The sequence below is a fragment of the Escherichia sp. MOD1-EC4550 genome (assembly GCF_963876935.1).
Taxonomy (GTDB): Bacteria; Pseudomonadota; Gammaproteobacteria; order Enterobacterales; family Enterobacteriaceae; genus Escherichia; species Escherichia coli_F.
In genome coordinates, this window is record NZ_CAWNSE010000012.1 from 801380 (window position 1) to 816937 (window position 15558).

Sequence of the window (15558 nt, forward strand, 5' to 3'; positions counted from 1 at the left end):
TCATTATGCGTCAGATTTATGACAGATTTATGAAAAGCACGTCGCACATATCTTCAGGTAGTTGATTTCCGTGGCGCAGAAAAAAGCAAATGGCACATCTGTTTGGGTATAATCGCGCCCATGCTTTTTCGCCAGGGAATCGTTATGCGCATCCTTCACACCTCAGACTGGCATCTCGGCCAGAACTTCTACAGTAAAAGCCGCGAAGCTGAACACCAGGCCTTTCTTGACTGGCTGCTGGAAACAGCGCAAACCCATCAGGTGGATGCGATTATTGTTGCCGGTGATGTTTTCGATACCGGATCACCGCCCAGTTACGCCCGCACGTTATACAACCGTTTTGTTGTCAATTTACAGCAAACGGGCTGTCATCTGGTGGTACTGGCAGGAAACCATGACTCGGTCGCCACGCTGAATGAATCGCGCGATATCATGGCGTTCCTCAATACTACCGTGGTCGCCAGCGCCGGACATGCGCCGCAAATCTTGCCTCGTCGCGACGGGACGCCAGGCGCAGTGCTGTGCCCCATTCCTTTTTTACGCCCGCGTGACATTATTACCAGCCAGGCGGGGCTTAACGGTATTGAAAAACAACAACATTTGCTGGCGGCTATTACCGATTATTACCAACAACATTATGCCGATGCCTGCAAACTGCGCGGCGATCAGCCTCTGCCCATCATCGCCACGGGGCATTTAACGACCGTTGGTGCCAGCAAAAGTGACGCCGTGCGTGACATTTATATTGGCACGCTGGACGCCTTCCCGGCACAAAACTTTCCGCCAGCCGACTACATCGCGCTCGGGCATATTCACCGCGCACAGATTATTGGCGGCATGGAACATGTTCGCTATTGCGGTTCCCCCATTCCACTGAGTTTTGATGAATGCGGAAAAAGTAAATATGTCCATCTGGTGACATTTTCAAACGGCAAATTAGAGAGCGTGGAAAACCTGAGCGTGCCGATAACGCAACCGATGGCGGTACTGAAAGGCGATCTGGCGTCGATTACCGAACAGCTGGAACAGTGGCGCGATGTATCACAGGAACCACCTGTCTGGCTGGATATCGAAATCACTACTGATGAGTATCTGCATGATATTCAGCGCAAAATCCAGGCATTAACTGAATCACTGCCTGTCGAAGTATTGCTGGTACGCCGCAGCCGTGAACAGCGCGAGCGTGTGTTAGCCAGCCAACAGCGTGAAACCCTCAGCGAACTCAGCGTCGAAGAGGTGTTTAATCGTCGTCTCGCACTGGAAGAACTGGATGAATCACAGCAGCAACGTCTGCAACATCTTTTCACCACGACGTTGCAGACCCTCGCCGGAGAACACGAAGCATGAAAATTCTCAGCCTGCGCCTGAAAAACCTGAACTCGTTAAAAGGCGAATGGAAGATTGATTTCACCCGCGAACCGTTCGCCAGCAATGGGCTGTTTGCGATTACCGGCCCAACCGGCGCGGGGAAAACCACCCTGCTGGATGCCATTTGTCTGGCGCTGTATCACGAAACTCCGCGCCTTTCTATCGTTTCACAATCGCAAAATGATCTAATGACCCGCGATACCGCCGAATGTCTGGCGGAAGTGGAGTTTGAAGTCAAAGGTGAAGCGTACCGTGCATTCTGGAGCCAGAATCGGGCGCGTAACCAGCCAGACGGTAATTTGCAGGTGCCGCGCGTAGAGCTGGCGCGCTGTACCGATGGCAAAATTCTCGCTGACAAAGTGAAAGATAAGCTGGAACTGACGGCGACGTTAACCGGACTGGATTATGGGCGTTTCACCCGTTCGATGCTGCTTTCGCAGGGGCAATTTGCTGCCTTCCTGAATGCCAAACCAAAAGAACGCGCGGAATTGCTCGAGGAGTTAACCGGCACCGAGATCTACGGGCAAATCTCGGCGATGGTTTTTGAACAGCATAAATCGGCCCGTACTGAGCTGGAGAAACTGCAAGCGCAGGCCAGCGGCGTCGCGTTATTAGCGCCAGAACAGCTGCAATCGCTGACAGAAAGTTTGCAGGTACTCACTGACGAAGAGAAACAGTTACTCGCCGCGCAGCAGCAAGAACAACAATCGTTAAACTGGTTAACGCGTCTGGACGAATTGCAGCAAGAAGCCAGCCGCCGTCAGCAGGCATTGCAACAGGCGTTAGCCGAAGAAGAAAAAGCGCAACCTCAACTGGCGGCGCTCAGTCTGGCACAACCGGCGCGAAATCTTCGTCCGCACTGGGAACGCATCGCAGAACACACTGCGGCACTGGCGCATACTCGCCAGCAGATTGAAGAAGTAAATACTCGCTTACAGCGCACAATGGCGCTTCGTGCGAGCATTCGCCACTACGCGGCGAAGCAGTCTGCAGAATTACAGCAGCAGCAACAAAGCCTGAATGCCTGGTTACAGGAACACGACCGCTTCCGTCAGTGGAACAACGAACTGGCGGGTTGGCGTGCGCAATTCTCTCAACAAACCAGCGAACGCGAGCATCTGCGGCAGTGGCAGCAACAGTTAACCCATGCAGAGCAAAAACTTAATTCACTTCCGGCGATCTCATTGACGTTAAGCGCCGATGAAGTTGCTAGCGCCCTGGCGCAACATGCTGAGCAACGCACGCTGCGTCAGCGCCTGGTCGCGCTGCATGGGCAGATTGTTCCCCAACAAAAACGCCTGGCGCAATTACAGGTTGCTATCCAGAATGTCACGCAGGAACAGACGCAACGTAACGCCGCACTTAACGAAATGCGCCAGCGTTATAAAGAAAAAACGCAACAACTTGCCGATGTAAAAACCATTTGCGAGCAGGAAGCTCGTATCAAAACGCTGGAAGTTCAACGTGCGCAGTTACAGGCGGGTCAGCCTTGCCCACTTTGTGGTTCCACCAACCACCCGGCGGTCGAGGCGTATCAGGCGCTGGAACCGGGCGTTAATCAGGCCCGGCTATTAACGCTGGAAAACGAAGTGAAAAAGCTCGGTGAAGAAGGTGCGGCGCTACGTGGGCAACTGGACGCCTTAACGAAGCAGCTTCAGCGTGATGAAAACGAAGCGCAAAGCCTCCGACAAGATGAGCAAGCACTTACTCAACAATGGCAAGCCGTCACGGCCAGCCTCAATATCACCTTGCAGCCACAGGACGATATTCAACCGTGGCTGGATGCACAAGATGAGCACGAGCGCCAGCTGCGGATACTCAGCCAACGGCATGAATTACAAGGGCAGATTGCCGCGCATAATCAGCAAATTATCCAGTATCAACAGCAAATTGAACAACGCCAGCAGCAACTCTTAACGGCATTGGCGGGTTATGCACTGACATTGCCACAGGAAGATGAAGAAGAGAGCTGGTTGGCGACGCGTCAGCAAGAAGCACAGAGCTGGCAGCAACGCCAGAACGAATTAACCGCGCTGCAAAACCGTATGCAGCAGCTGACGCCGATTCTGGAAACGTTGCAGCAAAGTGATGAACTCCCGCACAGCGAAGAAACTGTGGCGCTGGAAAACTGGCGGCAGGTTCATGAACAATGTCTCGCATTACACAGCCAGCAGCAGACGTTACAGCAACAGGATGTTCTGGCGGCGCAAAGTCTGCAAAAAGCCCAGGCGCAGTTTGACACCGCGCTACAGGCCAGTGTCTTTGACGATCAACAGGCGTTCCTTGCGGCGCTAATGGATGAACAAACACTAACCCAGCTGGAACAGCTCAAGCAGAATCTGGAAAACCAGCGCCGTCAGGCGCAAACGCTGGTCACTCAGACAGCTGAAACGCTGGCACAGCATCAGCAACACCGACCTGACGGCCTGGATCTCAGTGTGACGGTGGTGCAGATTCAGCAAGAGTTAGCGCAAACTCACCAAAAGTTGCGTGAAAACACCACCAGTCAGGGCGAGATTCGCCAGCAGCTGAAACAGGATGCGGAAAACCGTCAGCAACAACAAACCTTAATGCAGCAAATTGCTCAAATGACGCAGCAGGTTGAGGACTGGGGATATCTGAATTCGCTAATAGGTTCCAAAGAGGGCGATAAATTCCGTAAGTTCGCCCAAGGGCTGACGCTGGATAATTTAGTCCATCTCGCTAATCAGCAACTGACTCGCCTGCATGGGCGCTATCTGTTACAGCGCAAAGCCAGCGAGGCGCTGGAAGTCGAGGTTGTCGATACCTGGCAGGCAGATGCGGTACGCGATACCCGTACCCTTTCCGGTGGCGAGAGTTTCCTCGTCAGTCTGGCGCTGGCGCTGGCGCTTTCGGATCTGGTCAGCCATAAAACGCGTATTGACTCGCTGTTCCTTGATGAAGGTTTTGGCACGCTGGATAGCGAAACGCTGGATACCGCCCTTGATGCCCTGGATGCTCTGAATGCCAGTGGTAAAACTATCGGTGTGATTAGCCACGTTGAAGCGATGAAAGAGCGTATTCCGGTGCAGATCAAAGTGAAAAAGATCAACGGACTGGGATACAGCAAACTGGAAAGTGCGTTTGCAGTGAAATAACTATTCAGCAGGATAATGAATACAGAGGGGCGAATTATCTCTTGGCCTCGCTGGCCGTTATCCTGCAAGCTATCACTTTATTGGCTACGGTGATTGGTAGCCGTTCTGGTGGTTGTGATGGTGGTATGAAAAAAGTCATTTTATCTTTAGCTCTGGGCACGTTTGGTTTGGGGATGGCCGAATTTGGCATTATGGGCGTGCTCACGGAGCTGGCGCATAACGTAGGAATTTCGATTCCTGCTGCCGGGCATATGATCTCGTATTATGCGCTGGGGGTGGTGGTCGGTGCGCCAATCATCGCCCTCTTTTCCAGCCGCTACTCACTCAAACATATCTTGTTGTTTCTGGTGGCGTTGTGCGTCATTGGCAACGCCATGTTCACGCTCTCTTCGTCTTACCTGATGCTCGCCATTGGTCGGCTGGTTTCCGGCTTTCCGCATGGTGCATTTTTTGGCGTCGGGGCGATTGTGTTATCGAAAATTATTAAACCCGGCAAAGTCACCGCCGCCGTGGCGGGGATGGTTTCGGGGATGACAGTTGCCAATTTGCTGGGCATTCCGCTGGGGACGTATTTAAGTCAGGAGTTTAGCTGGCGTTACACCTTTTTATTGATCTCTGTGTTTAATATCGCGGTGATGGCATCGGTCTATTTTTGGGTGCCGGATATTCGCGACGAGGCGAAAGGAAAGCTGCGCGAACAATTTCACTTTTTGCGCAGCCCGGCCCCGTGGTTAATTTTCGCTGCCACGATGTTTGGCAACGCGGGTGTATTTGCCTGGTTCAGCTACGTAAAGCCATACATGATGTTTATTTCCGGTTTTTCGGAAACGGCGATGACCTTTATTATGATGTTAGTTGGGCTGGGGATGGTGTTGGGGAATGTGCTAAGTGGCCGGATTTCAGGACGTTATTCACCACTACGCATTGCGGCAGTGACTGATTTCATTATTGTGCTGGCATTGCTGATGCTCTTTTTCTTCGGCGGCATGAAAACAACGTCGCTTATTTTTGCTTTTATTTGTTGCGCGGGATTATTTGCCCTCTCAGCACCGCTGCAAATATTGTTACTGCAAAATGCCAAAGGTGGAGAATTATTAGGTGCCGCAGGTGGGCAAATAGCGTTTAACCTCGGTAGCGCCGTCGGCGCATATTGCGGAGGTATGATGCTGACGCTGGGGCTGACTTATAATTACGTGGCGCTGCCTGCCGCCCTGCTTTCGTTTGCTGCGATGTCGTCGTTGCTGCTGTATGGTCGCTATAAGCGCCAGCAAGCGGCGGATAGTCCGGTGCTGGCGAAACCAGTGGGATAGGTTGCAATCACTGCTTGTTGTCGGATGCGGCGCGAGCGTCGCATCAGGCATGATGCACCAATTGCCTGGTTTTTTTACTCATGTGGCCATAACCATGCAGCGCCGCGTACGCCGCTGGAATCACCATGTTTCGCCTTACGCACCGGCGTTTCACATTCGCCGCCGAAGACAAATTGTTTAATCAACTGCGGAACCGTTTGATATAAACGATCTACATTGCTCATCCCGCCCCCCAACACAATCACATCCGGATCGAGAATATTCACTACGTGTGCCAGCGATTTTGCCAGCCGCAGCTCGTAACGACGCAATGCCAACTCCGCTACCGGATCGCTTTCTTCAACAAGGCGGATAATTTCACTACCTTTCAGCGCATGTCCGCTCAAACGATGATAATCCGTCGCAAATCCCGTACCCGAAATAAAGGTTTCAATGCAGCCTTGTTTGCCGCAATAACAAGGGACTTCCTCGCGATAACGCAGTTCATCTTCGTCCATCCACGGTAGCGGATTGTGTCCCCACTCGCCTGCCGTGCCATTGCCGCCGATATGCGCTCGACCATTGAACGCTACGCCCGCGCCGCATCCCGTGCCGATAATCACGGCAAATACCGTCTGCGCTCCCGCTGCTGCGCCATCTACCGCTTCCGAGACCGCCAGACAGTTGGCGTCATTTGCCAACCGCACTTCCCGTTGCAACCGCGCGCTTAAATCTTTATCAAATGGCTGACCGTTAAGCCAGGTTGAATTGGCATTTTTCACCACGCCAGTGTAAGGCGAAATCGAGCCTGGAATGCCCATGCCTACCGTTCCGCGCTGCCCTGTCGCCTGCTCCGCCATATCAACCAACGTGGCGATCGTTTCGATGGTCTGATGGTAATCATCACGCGGTGTGGGCAGACGATGACGATACAACTGCTCCCCTGCATCGCCCAGTGCAATCACTTCAGTTTTAGTGCCGCCTAAATCGATACCTATACGCACGGTACTCTCCTTATTTTTTTCAATATCAATAGCGTAGAGACGGACAACCGGATTGGCAATGCAAGGCCGCCGACAATTCGTTATCATGCCCGCTAAATTTAACGACAAGGCCGTGGAAATTATCATGCTGTGGTTCAAAAATTTAATGGTTTACCGTCTTAGCCGCGAGATTTCGCTGCGTGCAGAAGAGATGGAAAAACAGCTAGCCTCGATGGCATTTACCCCATGCGGCAGCCAGGACATGGCGAAGATGGGCTGGGTTCCTCCGATGGGATCGCACAGCGATGCGTTAACGCACGTTGCCAATGGTCAAATTGTTATCTGCGCGCGCAAAGAAGAAAAAATCCTCCCGTCTCCGGTGATTAAACAGGCGCTGGAAGCAAAAATCGCCAAGCTGGAAGCGGAACAGGCGCGCAAGCTGAAGAAAACCGAAAAAGATTCGCTGAAAGATGAAGTGCTGCACTCTCTTCTGCCGCGCGCTTTCAGCCGTTTCAGCCAAACTATGATGTGGATCGACACGGTAAACGGTTTGATTATGGTGGACTGCGCCAGTGCCAAAAAAGCAGAAGATACGCTGGCATTACTGCGTAAAAGCCTGGGGTCGTTACCGGTTGTACCATTGAGCATGGAAAACCCGATTGAACTGACGCTGACCGAATGGGTACGCTCTGGTAGTGCAGCACAAGGCTTCCAGCTGCTTGATGAAGCCGAACTGAAATCGTTGCTGGAAGATGGCGGCGTGATCCGCGCGAAGAAACAAGATTTGACCAGCGAAGAAATCACCAACCACATTGAAGCAGGAAAAGTGGTGACTAAACTGGCGCTCGACTGGCAGCAGCGCATTCAGTTTGTGATGTGCGACGATGGTTCACTCAAGCGTCTGAAGTTCTGCGACGAGCTGCGCGATCAAAACGAAGATATCGACCGTGAAGATTTTGCCCAACGTTTTGATGCCGATTTCATCCTGATGACCGGTGAACTGGCAGCATTAATCCAAAACCTGATCGAAGGATTAGGTGGCGAAGCACAACGTTAATTGCTGATTTGCCTTTAATGCCGGATGCGACGCCTGCGGCGTCTTATCCGGCGTACGAATCCACACCAGGCATATAATCATTCGCTACGGCGGGCAATAATTTTTAGCGCAGCAATATTATGCGTTTTACGCCGTAACTGATCCAACCGTCTCATCCCTATTCGCCTGTCAGCGGCACGCAGAATATTCACTAACCCCCATTTATCGCTGGTAAATTGTTTCGTTAACAGCTCCGCTTTTGGGGTATCAATATATTCACGCAATAAATCAGAAATTGAACAAATATCCGTCAGATAAGGATACCAGCAAGTTTCACCATGAAAATTACGCACTCCACCATTGCCTGCCATAAAGTCTTTTGGGTAATCCCAGATCACGTCTTTATCCAACGTGATCCAATAACGCGGTAAATCGGTGCTTCCACCATTTTGGCTGCGCATGGGATAACGGGTACAGTGAATTTGCAGGTTGATCGTTGGCGTCAGTAAGTCATAAATCTCCCTCTGTAACTTGCTCCAGGGGCGTTGTGTCATTGTTTTTCCTCAAGCCGGTTACGCGCTTCACTGCGAATTTGCCGCGTTGCCCCGGTTTTCACTAAATCACGTAACTGCGAAAGATCGGGCTGATCGACAAATAAGATTAATGATGGATCCTCTTTTAACCACGCCGTTTTCACATCGGCAGCCAACTGTGGATTATTAATAGCCAGCGCCCGATCCTGTGACTCAGTCAATGTCGTTAACAAAGAGGCTGGGGTATGTACATTGCGCAACGCCGTCTGCCGCAAATGATCATTGTGACTTTTCAGCAATCCGCACCACCATTCATCATCTGATTTATCTTTTATCGTATCCAGCTCCGCAAAAATATCGCTTTCCTCATGATTCCAGCGGTGTAATCCTCTTTCACTTTGTCTACGGGTGCTATTTTTCATACTGACAACAGACAACGCCCAGTCGGAGTTAAAACGATACTGTTGATCGAGTTTGTTGATAATTCCGGAGGGTAAATCTTTATTATCAAATAACTGGTTTCGCATCCGATAGCGGTATTCAGCAGGTAAATAAACCAGTAAATCGATAGCATTATTAAGCATCTCTTCGTCAATAATACCATTATCAATCAGCGCCAGCTGTACTTCGTAGGCTTGCTCTTGATCTTCTTGCCGTTTACTCATCATTAATTTTAAGGTGTGTTGCCATAATTGTTTCTTATACTCCAGAGGTAACAATTTATCGCGTGCCAGCTCATACCAGATGCTGGGAATGTCATGCTGATTCAGTAGATAACTAATCACTTCCTTCGAGGTCAGATAACGCATGCCGTCACGTAAATTGTGCACATCTTCTTTTGCCAAAGTCAGTTGACGCGACTCCGACAAAGCGACCAATAACGCCTTCACGATATTTTTATTTTCTTTATTATCCAGATACATTTGTTCTGCGATACGTTCAACATCCTCTGTCCTCAGGGTCGCTGACAGTTGGGTGATTTTTAGTTCAGTAAGCGTCCGGGCTAATGCTTGACGAACTTTCAGCGATTTATCTTTACTCAACAACACCGCTTGTTGTGCGGTTAAATCGGTTCCGGTAATTCTTTCGCGTAACTCCGGATCTTCGCTATTTATCAATTCATCAACCACTGCAGTTGGAACCAGCCAGGCGTAATCGTAATGGCTGATTAATGTCTTGCGCACACTGAGAAAAGGGCTTTGACTTAACGATACAACAATATCAGGAGAAAGATTATCCTGTCTGGCCTGCTCCAGCTGTACGCTCTCGACGGGTACAGACATTAATTTTTTATTCACTTCGGCGGATATATTGCTGTTTTTAACCAGTCCTCTGGCAACAGCTTCATCTTTAATTAATTCATCGGTAAGCAAATGCATGTGTTGAGCAGGCCAGGACTGCGCCATTGATTCACGCGTCTGGTCATCGGGGTGCTGTAACAGTTGCAGCATAACGGCGGTTGACAAACTTTCTATATGAGTCAGAAAACGTGCCACCAGTGGATCTTCATGCTTTATTTTATCCGCAAGGAAATTATCGAGTTTCCCCGTTTCAATCCATTTTAATTTCTCATTAATTTCAGGAGCAGCTTTATCTCGAAAAAGAGGTAAACCCTGAACGATATTGTCTACGACGCTATCATAGTCAGGATACGCATTGGAAATATTATCGGTTTCGATTTCACTATGATCATAAAGATTAGGCGTCACCAGTGAATAGGCTTTTTGAATATTCTCGTCCCAGTTATATTCTTCACCGCTTTCATCTTCATTGATATAAAACTCAGCTTTGATGACCTCAAATTGCGTTGCTTTATCGGAAACAATAATGCCTCGCGCGTTAATTCCTTTCATCACTTCAAAGTTGTGATCATTATAATCAGCATAAACTAAACCTTTTGCTGTCATCTGCCCTTTGACATACGCGAAATCATGATTAATAAAGTTATCGACAATAACATTACCTAGTACAATCAGATGACCATTACCTGACAGATAATCATCATAATCGCCGGAAATCGTTAAATTACCGTTCACCACCAGTTTATGCTGATTGCTGAAGTTAGTGGGTAATGATAGGTCACCATTGTGATAATACCAACGGATATTATCTTTCAGCATATAAGCAGCTTCCATACTATCGTTGGTTGCCGCTTTAACCACGTTGCGCTCATCTGCCGTCATAAGATGAAAGTCAGGGGTGATAAGGTCCTCGCTACTGATCCACTCTGTGGCGCATGCATTACCAGTCATAAAAACTGCGACCATACAGATGACCAATATATTAATTCTATTCATAATCTTCACTGATATTTATATCAACCTTGATGAATTATGAATATATCGGAAATCGAAAAAATCGCAGCAGAGGAAATATTATTATGGGTTAAATAGAGGACATTTCAGAAAAATGCCCTCCCGTTCAAGGGGAAGGCGGGGAATTACAGATAGCGGCACAGATAAGAGGTAGGTTCGGCAACTTGCAGATGAAACTCACTGTGACCGGGAACATGAAATACCGAACCGGCTTCGTACACTTGCCAGTCGGTCGCGTCAGGCAGTAACACATTCAGCGCGCCACTGATTACCGTCATCTCTTCCGGTTCAGCGGTGCTGAAGGTGTATTCGCCTTCAACCATAACACCTACGCTGGCGCGGCCAGTGCTACTGCTGGAAAAGCCGATCGATTTCACTTTGCCGGAAAAGTACTCATTACTTTGAAGCATAAACTGGCCCTGTCTGGTAGTTGAACATCTACTTCACTATAGGGGCCAGAGGCGCTGGCTGTCACGCAAAATTACACCAGTAATTCCGCAGCTAGCCGTGCAATCAATACGTTAGAGAGCAAGACAGGAACATCGAGCTGTTTTTGCAGTAAATCGCGATGACGTTGGTGAAATCCTAAACAATCCAGCATGATGACATCTGCGCCTTTTGCCAGTAATTCTTTCCCGGCATCAATGATTTTTTGTTCTGAATCATGAATGGGGTTACCCAATGAAAATACTGGCGGTTTCTGCAAAATTTGCCATTTTTGCGCCTGAACGGGCAGCATCTCCTCAACCGGAACGATAACCCCCACCTGATGATCTTCAACAATAGATGAAACCAGCGGTGGCAATATTCGCGACGGCTCAAGAAAGATCGTATTACGCGCGGTCATACTCCTAATGTTTGCCGTACTCATTAATATAATGACGTCGTAACCCTGATTATCGAGCACTTCAACCACACCTTGCAGGTCTCGCTCCACTTTGCGACGCGAAACATGGGCCAGCTGGTTGTCATTTAATAATGTGAGAATTGTGTCTTCGCCTGCTTCTGGCGCGTACTCCGCCATCACTTCTTCGCGGCTTAACTTCCCCAGCAGGCTATGATGGGAAATATTATCTTCGTCAATGTATTCTGTCAGGAGCGGCAAAACTTCCTGCATAGGTACAATGCCGATGGTCAGGATCGCCAACGACGCACTCATTGTTCTTCCACCTTACTTTTATTTCGTCGTTAATTACCGGGCAAGCGCTAAGCACCACTGCCGACACTTACCTGTGCTACAAATGACAAAAAGCGTAGCAGCAGACCTGCACGGCATAATGTAAAGATTCCAAATGATTCCAGTAATGGATTGTTATTGTTTAATATTCTAATTATTTGAAAAACATGAATTGTGAAAAATGTGACGCAGATCCCTTGTGGTGGCACTCAGAATCCCTTCCGAGCAGTCTGATGCGGTCACTCTTTGTCAGGGTCCTCATAGCGTTTTTTCGCATCCATCGCTTCCTGAGCGGTCGGATGTTCACTGATCAACGAGTCTGGTTTAGGATGATCGGCTCTGAGTTGGTACCAGGTTACCGTCTGTCCTGGCTTTCCTTTTTCAATCGTCACTATATATGCTTCACGAGGATAAGGCGGTTTCGTTGGCATCGTTCTTCCTTATTTCACGGGATGAACGTTAAGTATAGGCGCTCGAAAATCAACAATTGATCGTCTGTGCCAGGACGCTGCGAATTTCAGAAATCACCTGGCTGGGTTCGTTTGTTGCGTCGATGATAATATGCGCAACTTCGCGATATAGCGCATCGCGTTCTTCCAGCACTTCCTGAACTTCTTCGCTCAGCGGTTTCCCCGTTAAGGTTGGCCGTAAATCTTCTTCCGGTGCAGCTTGCAGTCGGTTAACCAGGACTGATACTGGCGCACACAAATAAACCACGATCCCGTTATTTTGCATAAAGTGACGATTAAATTCCGTCAGGATAATGCCGCCGCCCGTGGCGATAACGGTGGATGGCGCAGTTACCGCTTCCAACGCCGCCGTTTCTCTGGCGCGGAATCCCGCCCACTCTTCCCTTTCGACGATCTCCGCGACCGTCATATTGAGCTGTGATTGCAACCACTGGTCGGTATCGACAAATCGACGGTTAAGCGAATCGGCAAGGGCCATTCCGACCGTTGTTTTACCACAGCCCCGAGGCCCGATCAGAAAAAGAGGTTGTGTCATCGTGGGTTTTCCCCAATAGGTCGCAATGCGGCGAAAGCCGGTGTCATGAGAATAGCGATCATACCATCAAACTAGTACAATTTCGATTGTAAAGAAAAAATTCCACTTAAAGTGAAAATTTTAATACATCCCTTACTATACCAATAAATTTTCAAGAATGAAGTGTAAATAATAAATTACATTCAGCCACGACTACGTTGCACTTCCAGCCACCACTTCTCCAGCTCCGCGGCAAAGGCCTGGCGGTCACGTTGTGAAAGGCTATCTGGTCCCCCGGTCTGGATCCCACTGGCGCGTAAGGTATCCATAAAATCACGCATCGTCAGGCGCTCACGAATGGTCGCTGGTGTGTAACGTTCGCCGCGTGGATTAAGCGCCGCAGCGCCTTTCTCGATGGCTTCAGCAGCCAAAGGAATATCTGCGGTGATCACCAAATCGCCAGCTTCACACTGCCGGACAATTTCGTTATCGGCAACGTCGAAACCTGCCGCGACGCGCAGCGTTCGAATAAATCGCGAAGGCGGTACGCGTAAACTCTGGTTTGCTACCAGTACCAGCGGCATCTGCATACGTTCAGCCGCGCGATACAAAATCTCTTTAATTACATTGGGACACGCGTCGGCATCCACCCAAATTGTCATAAAGTCATCCTTTGTTGGGTAATTCTCTATTGTGTCGCGCTTTTGCCTTCCGGCATAGTTCTGTTTATGCTTCTGCCAGCGATTATCAAAACAATGAATTTCACGGCAGGAGTGAGGCAATGGAAAAGAAAATCGGTTTTATTGGCTGCGGCAATATGGGAAAAGCCATTCTCGGCGGTCTGATTGCCAGCGGTCAGGTGCTTCCAGGGCAAATCTGGGTATATACCCCCTCCCCGGATAAAGTCGCCGCCCTGCATGACCAGTTCGGCATCAACGCCGCAGAATCGGCGCAAGAAGTGGCGCAAATCGCCGACATCATTTTTGCCGCCGTTAAACCAGGCATCATGATTAAAGTGCTTAGCGAAATCACCTCCAGCCTGAATAAAGACTCTCTGGTCGTTTCTATTGCAGCAGGTGTCACGCTCGACCAGCTTGCCCGCGCGCTGGGCCATGACCGGAAAATTATCCGCGCCATGCCGAACACTCCCGCACTGGTTAATGCCGGGATGACCTCCGTAACGCCAAACGCGCTGGTAACCCCAGAAGATACCGCTGATGTGCTGAATATTTTCCGCTGCTTTGGCGAAGCGGAAGTAATTGCCGAGCCGATGATCCACCCGGTGGTCGGTGTGAGCGGTTCTTCGCCAGCCTACGTCTTTATGTTTATCGAAGCGATGGCCGACGCCGCCGTGCTGGGCGGGATGCCACGCGCCCAGGCGTATAAATTTGCCGCTCAGGCGGTAATGGGTTCCGCAAAAATGGTGCTGGAAACGGGAGAACATCCGGGGGCACTGAAAGATATGGTCTGCTCACCGGGAGGCACCACCATTGAGGCGGTACGCGTACTGGAAGAGAAAGGCTTCCGTGCCGCAGTGATCGAAGCGATGACGAAGTGTATGGAAAAATCAGAAAAACTCAGCAAATCCTGATGACTTTCGCCGGACGTCAGGCCGCCACTTCGGTGCGGTTACGTCCGGCTTTCTTTGCTTTGTAGAGCGCCAAATCTGCCGATTTCAACCACTCCCGATAGTGACTCATTTGTGGATTCAGCGGTGCGACACCCACACTAATCCGTAACATCACCTGCGGTGTATTCGGCAAACGTAACGTATTTAGCCCTTCATGTACCCGTAACATGGCGGTAATGGCGCTCTCAGCTGGCGTACCGGACATGATCACCGCAAACTCATCGCCACCAAACCGACCAATCACATCGCTACCGCGCAGGGTTATTTGTAACTGTCGGGTAAGCGCCACAATGGCTTCATCGCCCACATCATGGCCCCAGGTATCGTTGATGCTCTTGAAATGGTCGATATCGATAATCAGTAACGTCGCATCGCGGTTATGCCGCCGACAGTTATCAAATTCATTGCGTAACATCGTTTCCCAATGACGTCGGTTATACACGCCCGTCATACCGTCGCGGGTACTCATGACCTGCAACCTGCGTTTATGTTCCGCCAGTTTGGTTGCCGTCTGGTAGCTGACCCAGCCAAACAGCATAGGATAAATGACGATAATGGGAAGGGAGAGCCACCATTCCAGCGGCGCACTATTGAACGACACGGTGATGCCCGTCAATTCGAGGGTGACAAGGCAGGAAACCACCATCAACACCAGACCCGCGACAAACAGACGGGGGCCGCCTGCCCCCATCAAATTCAGACACATAATCATCAACATCGCGGTGGAAGGCAGCACGTTTACGCCCATTACGCCTACCCACATTCCCGCTAATACTGCATCGGTTTTTAAGTTATAAATTTCCCGGCTAAGCGGATCGACAGCCCTACTCGCAATCTGCCAGGCTAAATGCGGCCAGACGAACGCCCAGCCGACCAACACCAGCCACCACCAGCCCGGCGGCGGGTGCGAAACCAGCGTTGAAGCAATCGGTAAGAACATGCCAGCCAGGCCAACCGCGCGGGGTAGTCTGACGCGACGGGCGAAGCGCAGCCCGGACCGCTGATGTTCGTTTTGAGGAGTTAAAGGAGGTTCCTCCCCATGCGCCGCCGCTTTTTTGAAAAAGTTTTCATCATTCATTATTTTTGGGAACATTCAGAAACAATTTTCCCAAATTATAGAGACG

Annotated in this window: 14 protein-coding genes; 5 read left to right on the forward strand and 9 right to left on the reverse strand. The window is 50.0% G+C overall.

Going from position 1 to position 15558, the window contains the following annotated elements; translation table 11 throughout:
• The first annotated feature begins 144 nt into the window (after positions 1 to 144).
• The 3 genes from sbcD (at position 145) to araJ (ending at position 5797) form a co-directional block, all read left to right on the forward strand.
• The gene (gene sbcD, locus AACU19_RS11050; protein ID WP_001221329.1) at positions 145 to 1347 is read left to right on the forward strand and encodes an exonuclease subunit SbcD; all 1203 of its coding nucleotides are present in this window, start codon (positions 145 to 147) and stop codon (positions 1345 to 1347) included.
• On the forward strand, positions 1344 to 4487 hold the full coding sequence (gene sbcC, locus AACU19_RS11055; RefSeq protein WP_105278238.1) for an exonuclease subunit SbcC: 3144 nt from the start codon (positions 1344 to 1346) through the stop codon (positions 4485 to 4487). Before sbcD ends, sbcC begins: the two co-directional genes overlap by 4 nt.
• A gap of 125 nt (positions 4488 to 4612) precedes the next feature.
• Positions 4613 to 5797, forward strand: coding sequence for an MFS transporter AraJ (gene araJ, locus AACU19_RS11060; protein WP_039021006.1), 1185 nt, complete (start codon positions 4613 to 4615; stop codon positions 5795 to 5797).
• 74 nt (positions 5798 to 5871) lie between these two features.
• On the opposite strand, the gene mak is transcribed toward araJ, so the two are convergent.
• Complete coding sequence (mak, locus tag AACU19_RS11065; RefSeq protein ID WP_039020991.1) at positions 5872 to 6780, reverse strand: fructokinase; 909 nt, start codon at positions 6778 to 6780, stop codon at positions 5872 to 5874.
• A gap of 124 nt (positions 6781 to 6904) precedes the next feature.
• Between mak and rdgC the strand changes: the two genes are divergently transcribed.
• Complete coding sequence (gene rdgC / locus AACU19_RS11070; protein WP_001298537.1) at positions 6905 to 7816, forward strand: recombination-associated protein RdgC; 912 nt, start codon at positions 6905 to 6907, stop codon at positions 7814 to 7816.
• Between the two features lie 77 nt (positions 7817 to 7893).
• Here the strand turns inward: rdgC and AACU19_RS11075 are convergent, their stop codons facing one another.
• From AACU19_RS11075 to AACU19_RS11105, 7 genes are all read right to left on the reverse strand, one after another.
• Entirely contained in the window at positions 7894 to 8349 is a 456-nt protein-coding gene (locus AACU19_RS11075; RefSeq protein WP_000194192.1) for an SF0329 family protein, read from the reverse strand.
• Positions 8346 to 10625, reverse strand: coding sequence for a DUF2773 domain-containing protein (locus tag AACU19_RS11080; RefSeq protein WP_123057626.1), 2280 nt, complete (start codon positions 10623 to 10625; stop codon positions 8346 to 8348). The genes AACU19_RS11075 and AACU19_RS11080 overlap by 4 nt, the downstream gene beginning before the upstream one ends.
• Positions 10626 to 10768: 143 nt before the next feature.
• On the reverse strand, positions 10769 to 11053 hold the full coding sequence (gene ppnP / locus AACU19_RS11085; RefSeq protein WP_000941940.1) for a pyrimidine/purine nucleoside phosphorylase: 285 nt from the start codon (positions 11051 to 11053) through the stop codon (positions 10769 to 10771).
• A 71-nt stretch (positions 11054 to 11124) separates the two neighbouring features.
• The gene (locus tag AACU19_RS11090) at positions 11125 to 11802 is read right to left on the reverse strand and encodes an AroM family protein (RefSeq protein WP_105278239.1); all 678 of its coding nucleotides are present in this window, start codon (positions 11800 to 11802) and stop codon (positions 11125 to 11127) included.
• Positions 11803 to 12059: 257 nt separating this feature from the next.
• Positions 12060 to 12251 (reverse strand): protein YaiA, encoded by a 192-nt coding sequence (gene yaiA, locus AACU19_RS11095; RefSeq protein WP_001142439.1) that lies wholly within the window; start codon positions 12249 to 12251, stop codon positions 12060 to 12062.
• A 49-nt stretch (positions 12252 to 12300) separates the two neighbouring features.
• The gene (gene aroL / locus AACU19_RS11100) at positions 12301 to 12825 is read right to left on the reverse strand and encodes a shikimate kinase AroL (RefSeq protein ID WP_105278240.1); all 525 of its coding nucleotides are present in this window, start codon (positions 12823 to 12825) and stop codon (positions 12301 to 12303) included.
• A 182-nt stretch (positions 12826 to 13007) separates the two neighbouring features.
• Positions 13008 to 13466 (reverse strand): YaiI/YqxD family protein, encoded by a 459-nt coding sequence (locus tag AACU19_RS11105; protein WP_000158159.1) that lies wholly within the window; start codon positions 13464 to 13466, stop codon positions 13008 to 13010.
• A gap of 119 nt (positions 13467 to 13585) precedes the next feature.
• Here AACU19_RS11105 and proC point away from each other — a divergent pair, with 119 nt between their 5' ends.
• Entirely contained in the window at positions 13586 to 14395 is an 810-nt protein-coding gene (proC, locus tag AACU19_RS11110) for a pyrroline-5-carboxylate reductase (protein WP_001295331.1), read from the forward strand.
• 16 nt (positions 14396 to 14411) lie between these two features.
• On the opposite strand, the gene adrA is transcribed toward proC, so the two are convergent.
• Entirely contained in the window at positions 14412 to 15527 is a 1116-nt protein-coding gene (adrA, locus tag AACU19_RS11115; protein WP_000484052.1) for a diguanylate cyclase AdrA, read from the reverse strand.
• Positions 15528 to 15558 lie beyond the last annotated feature (31 nt).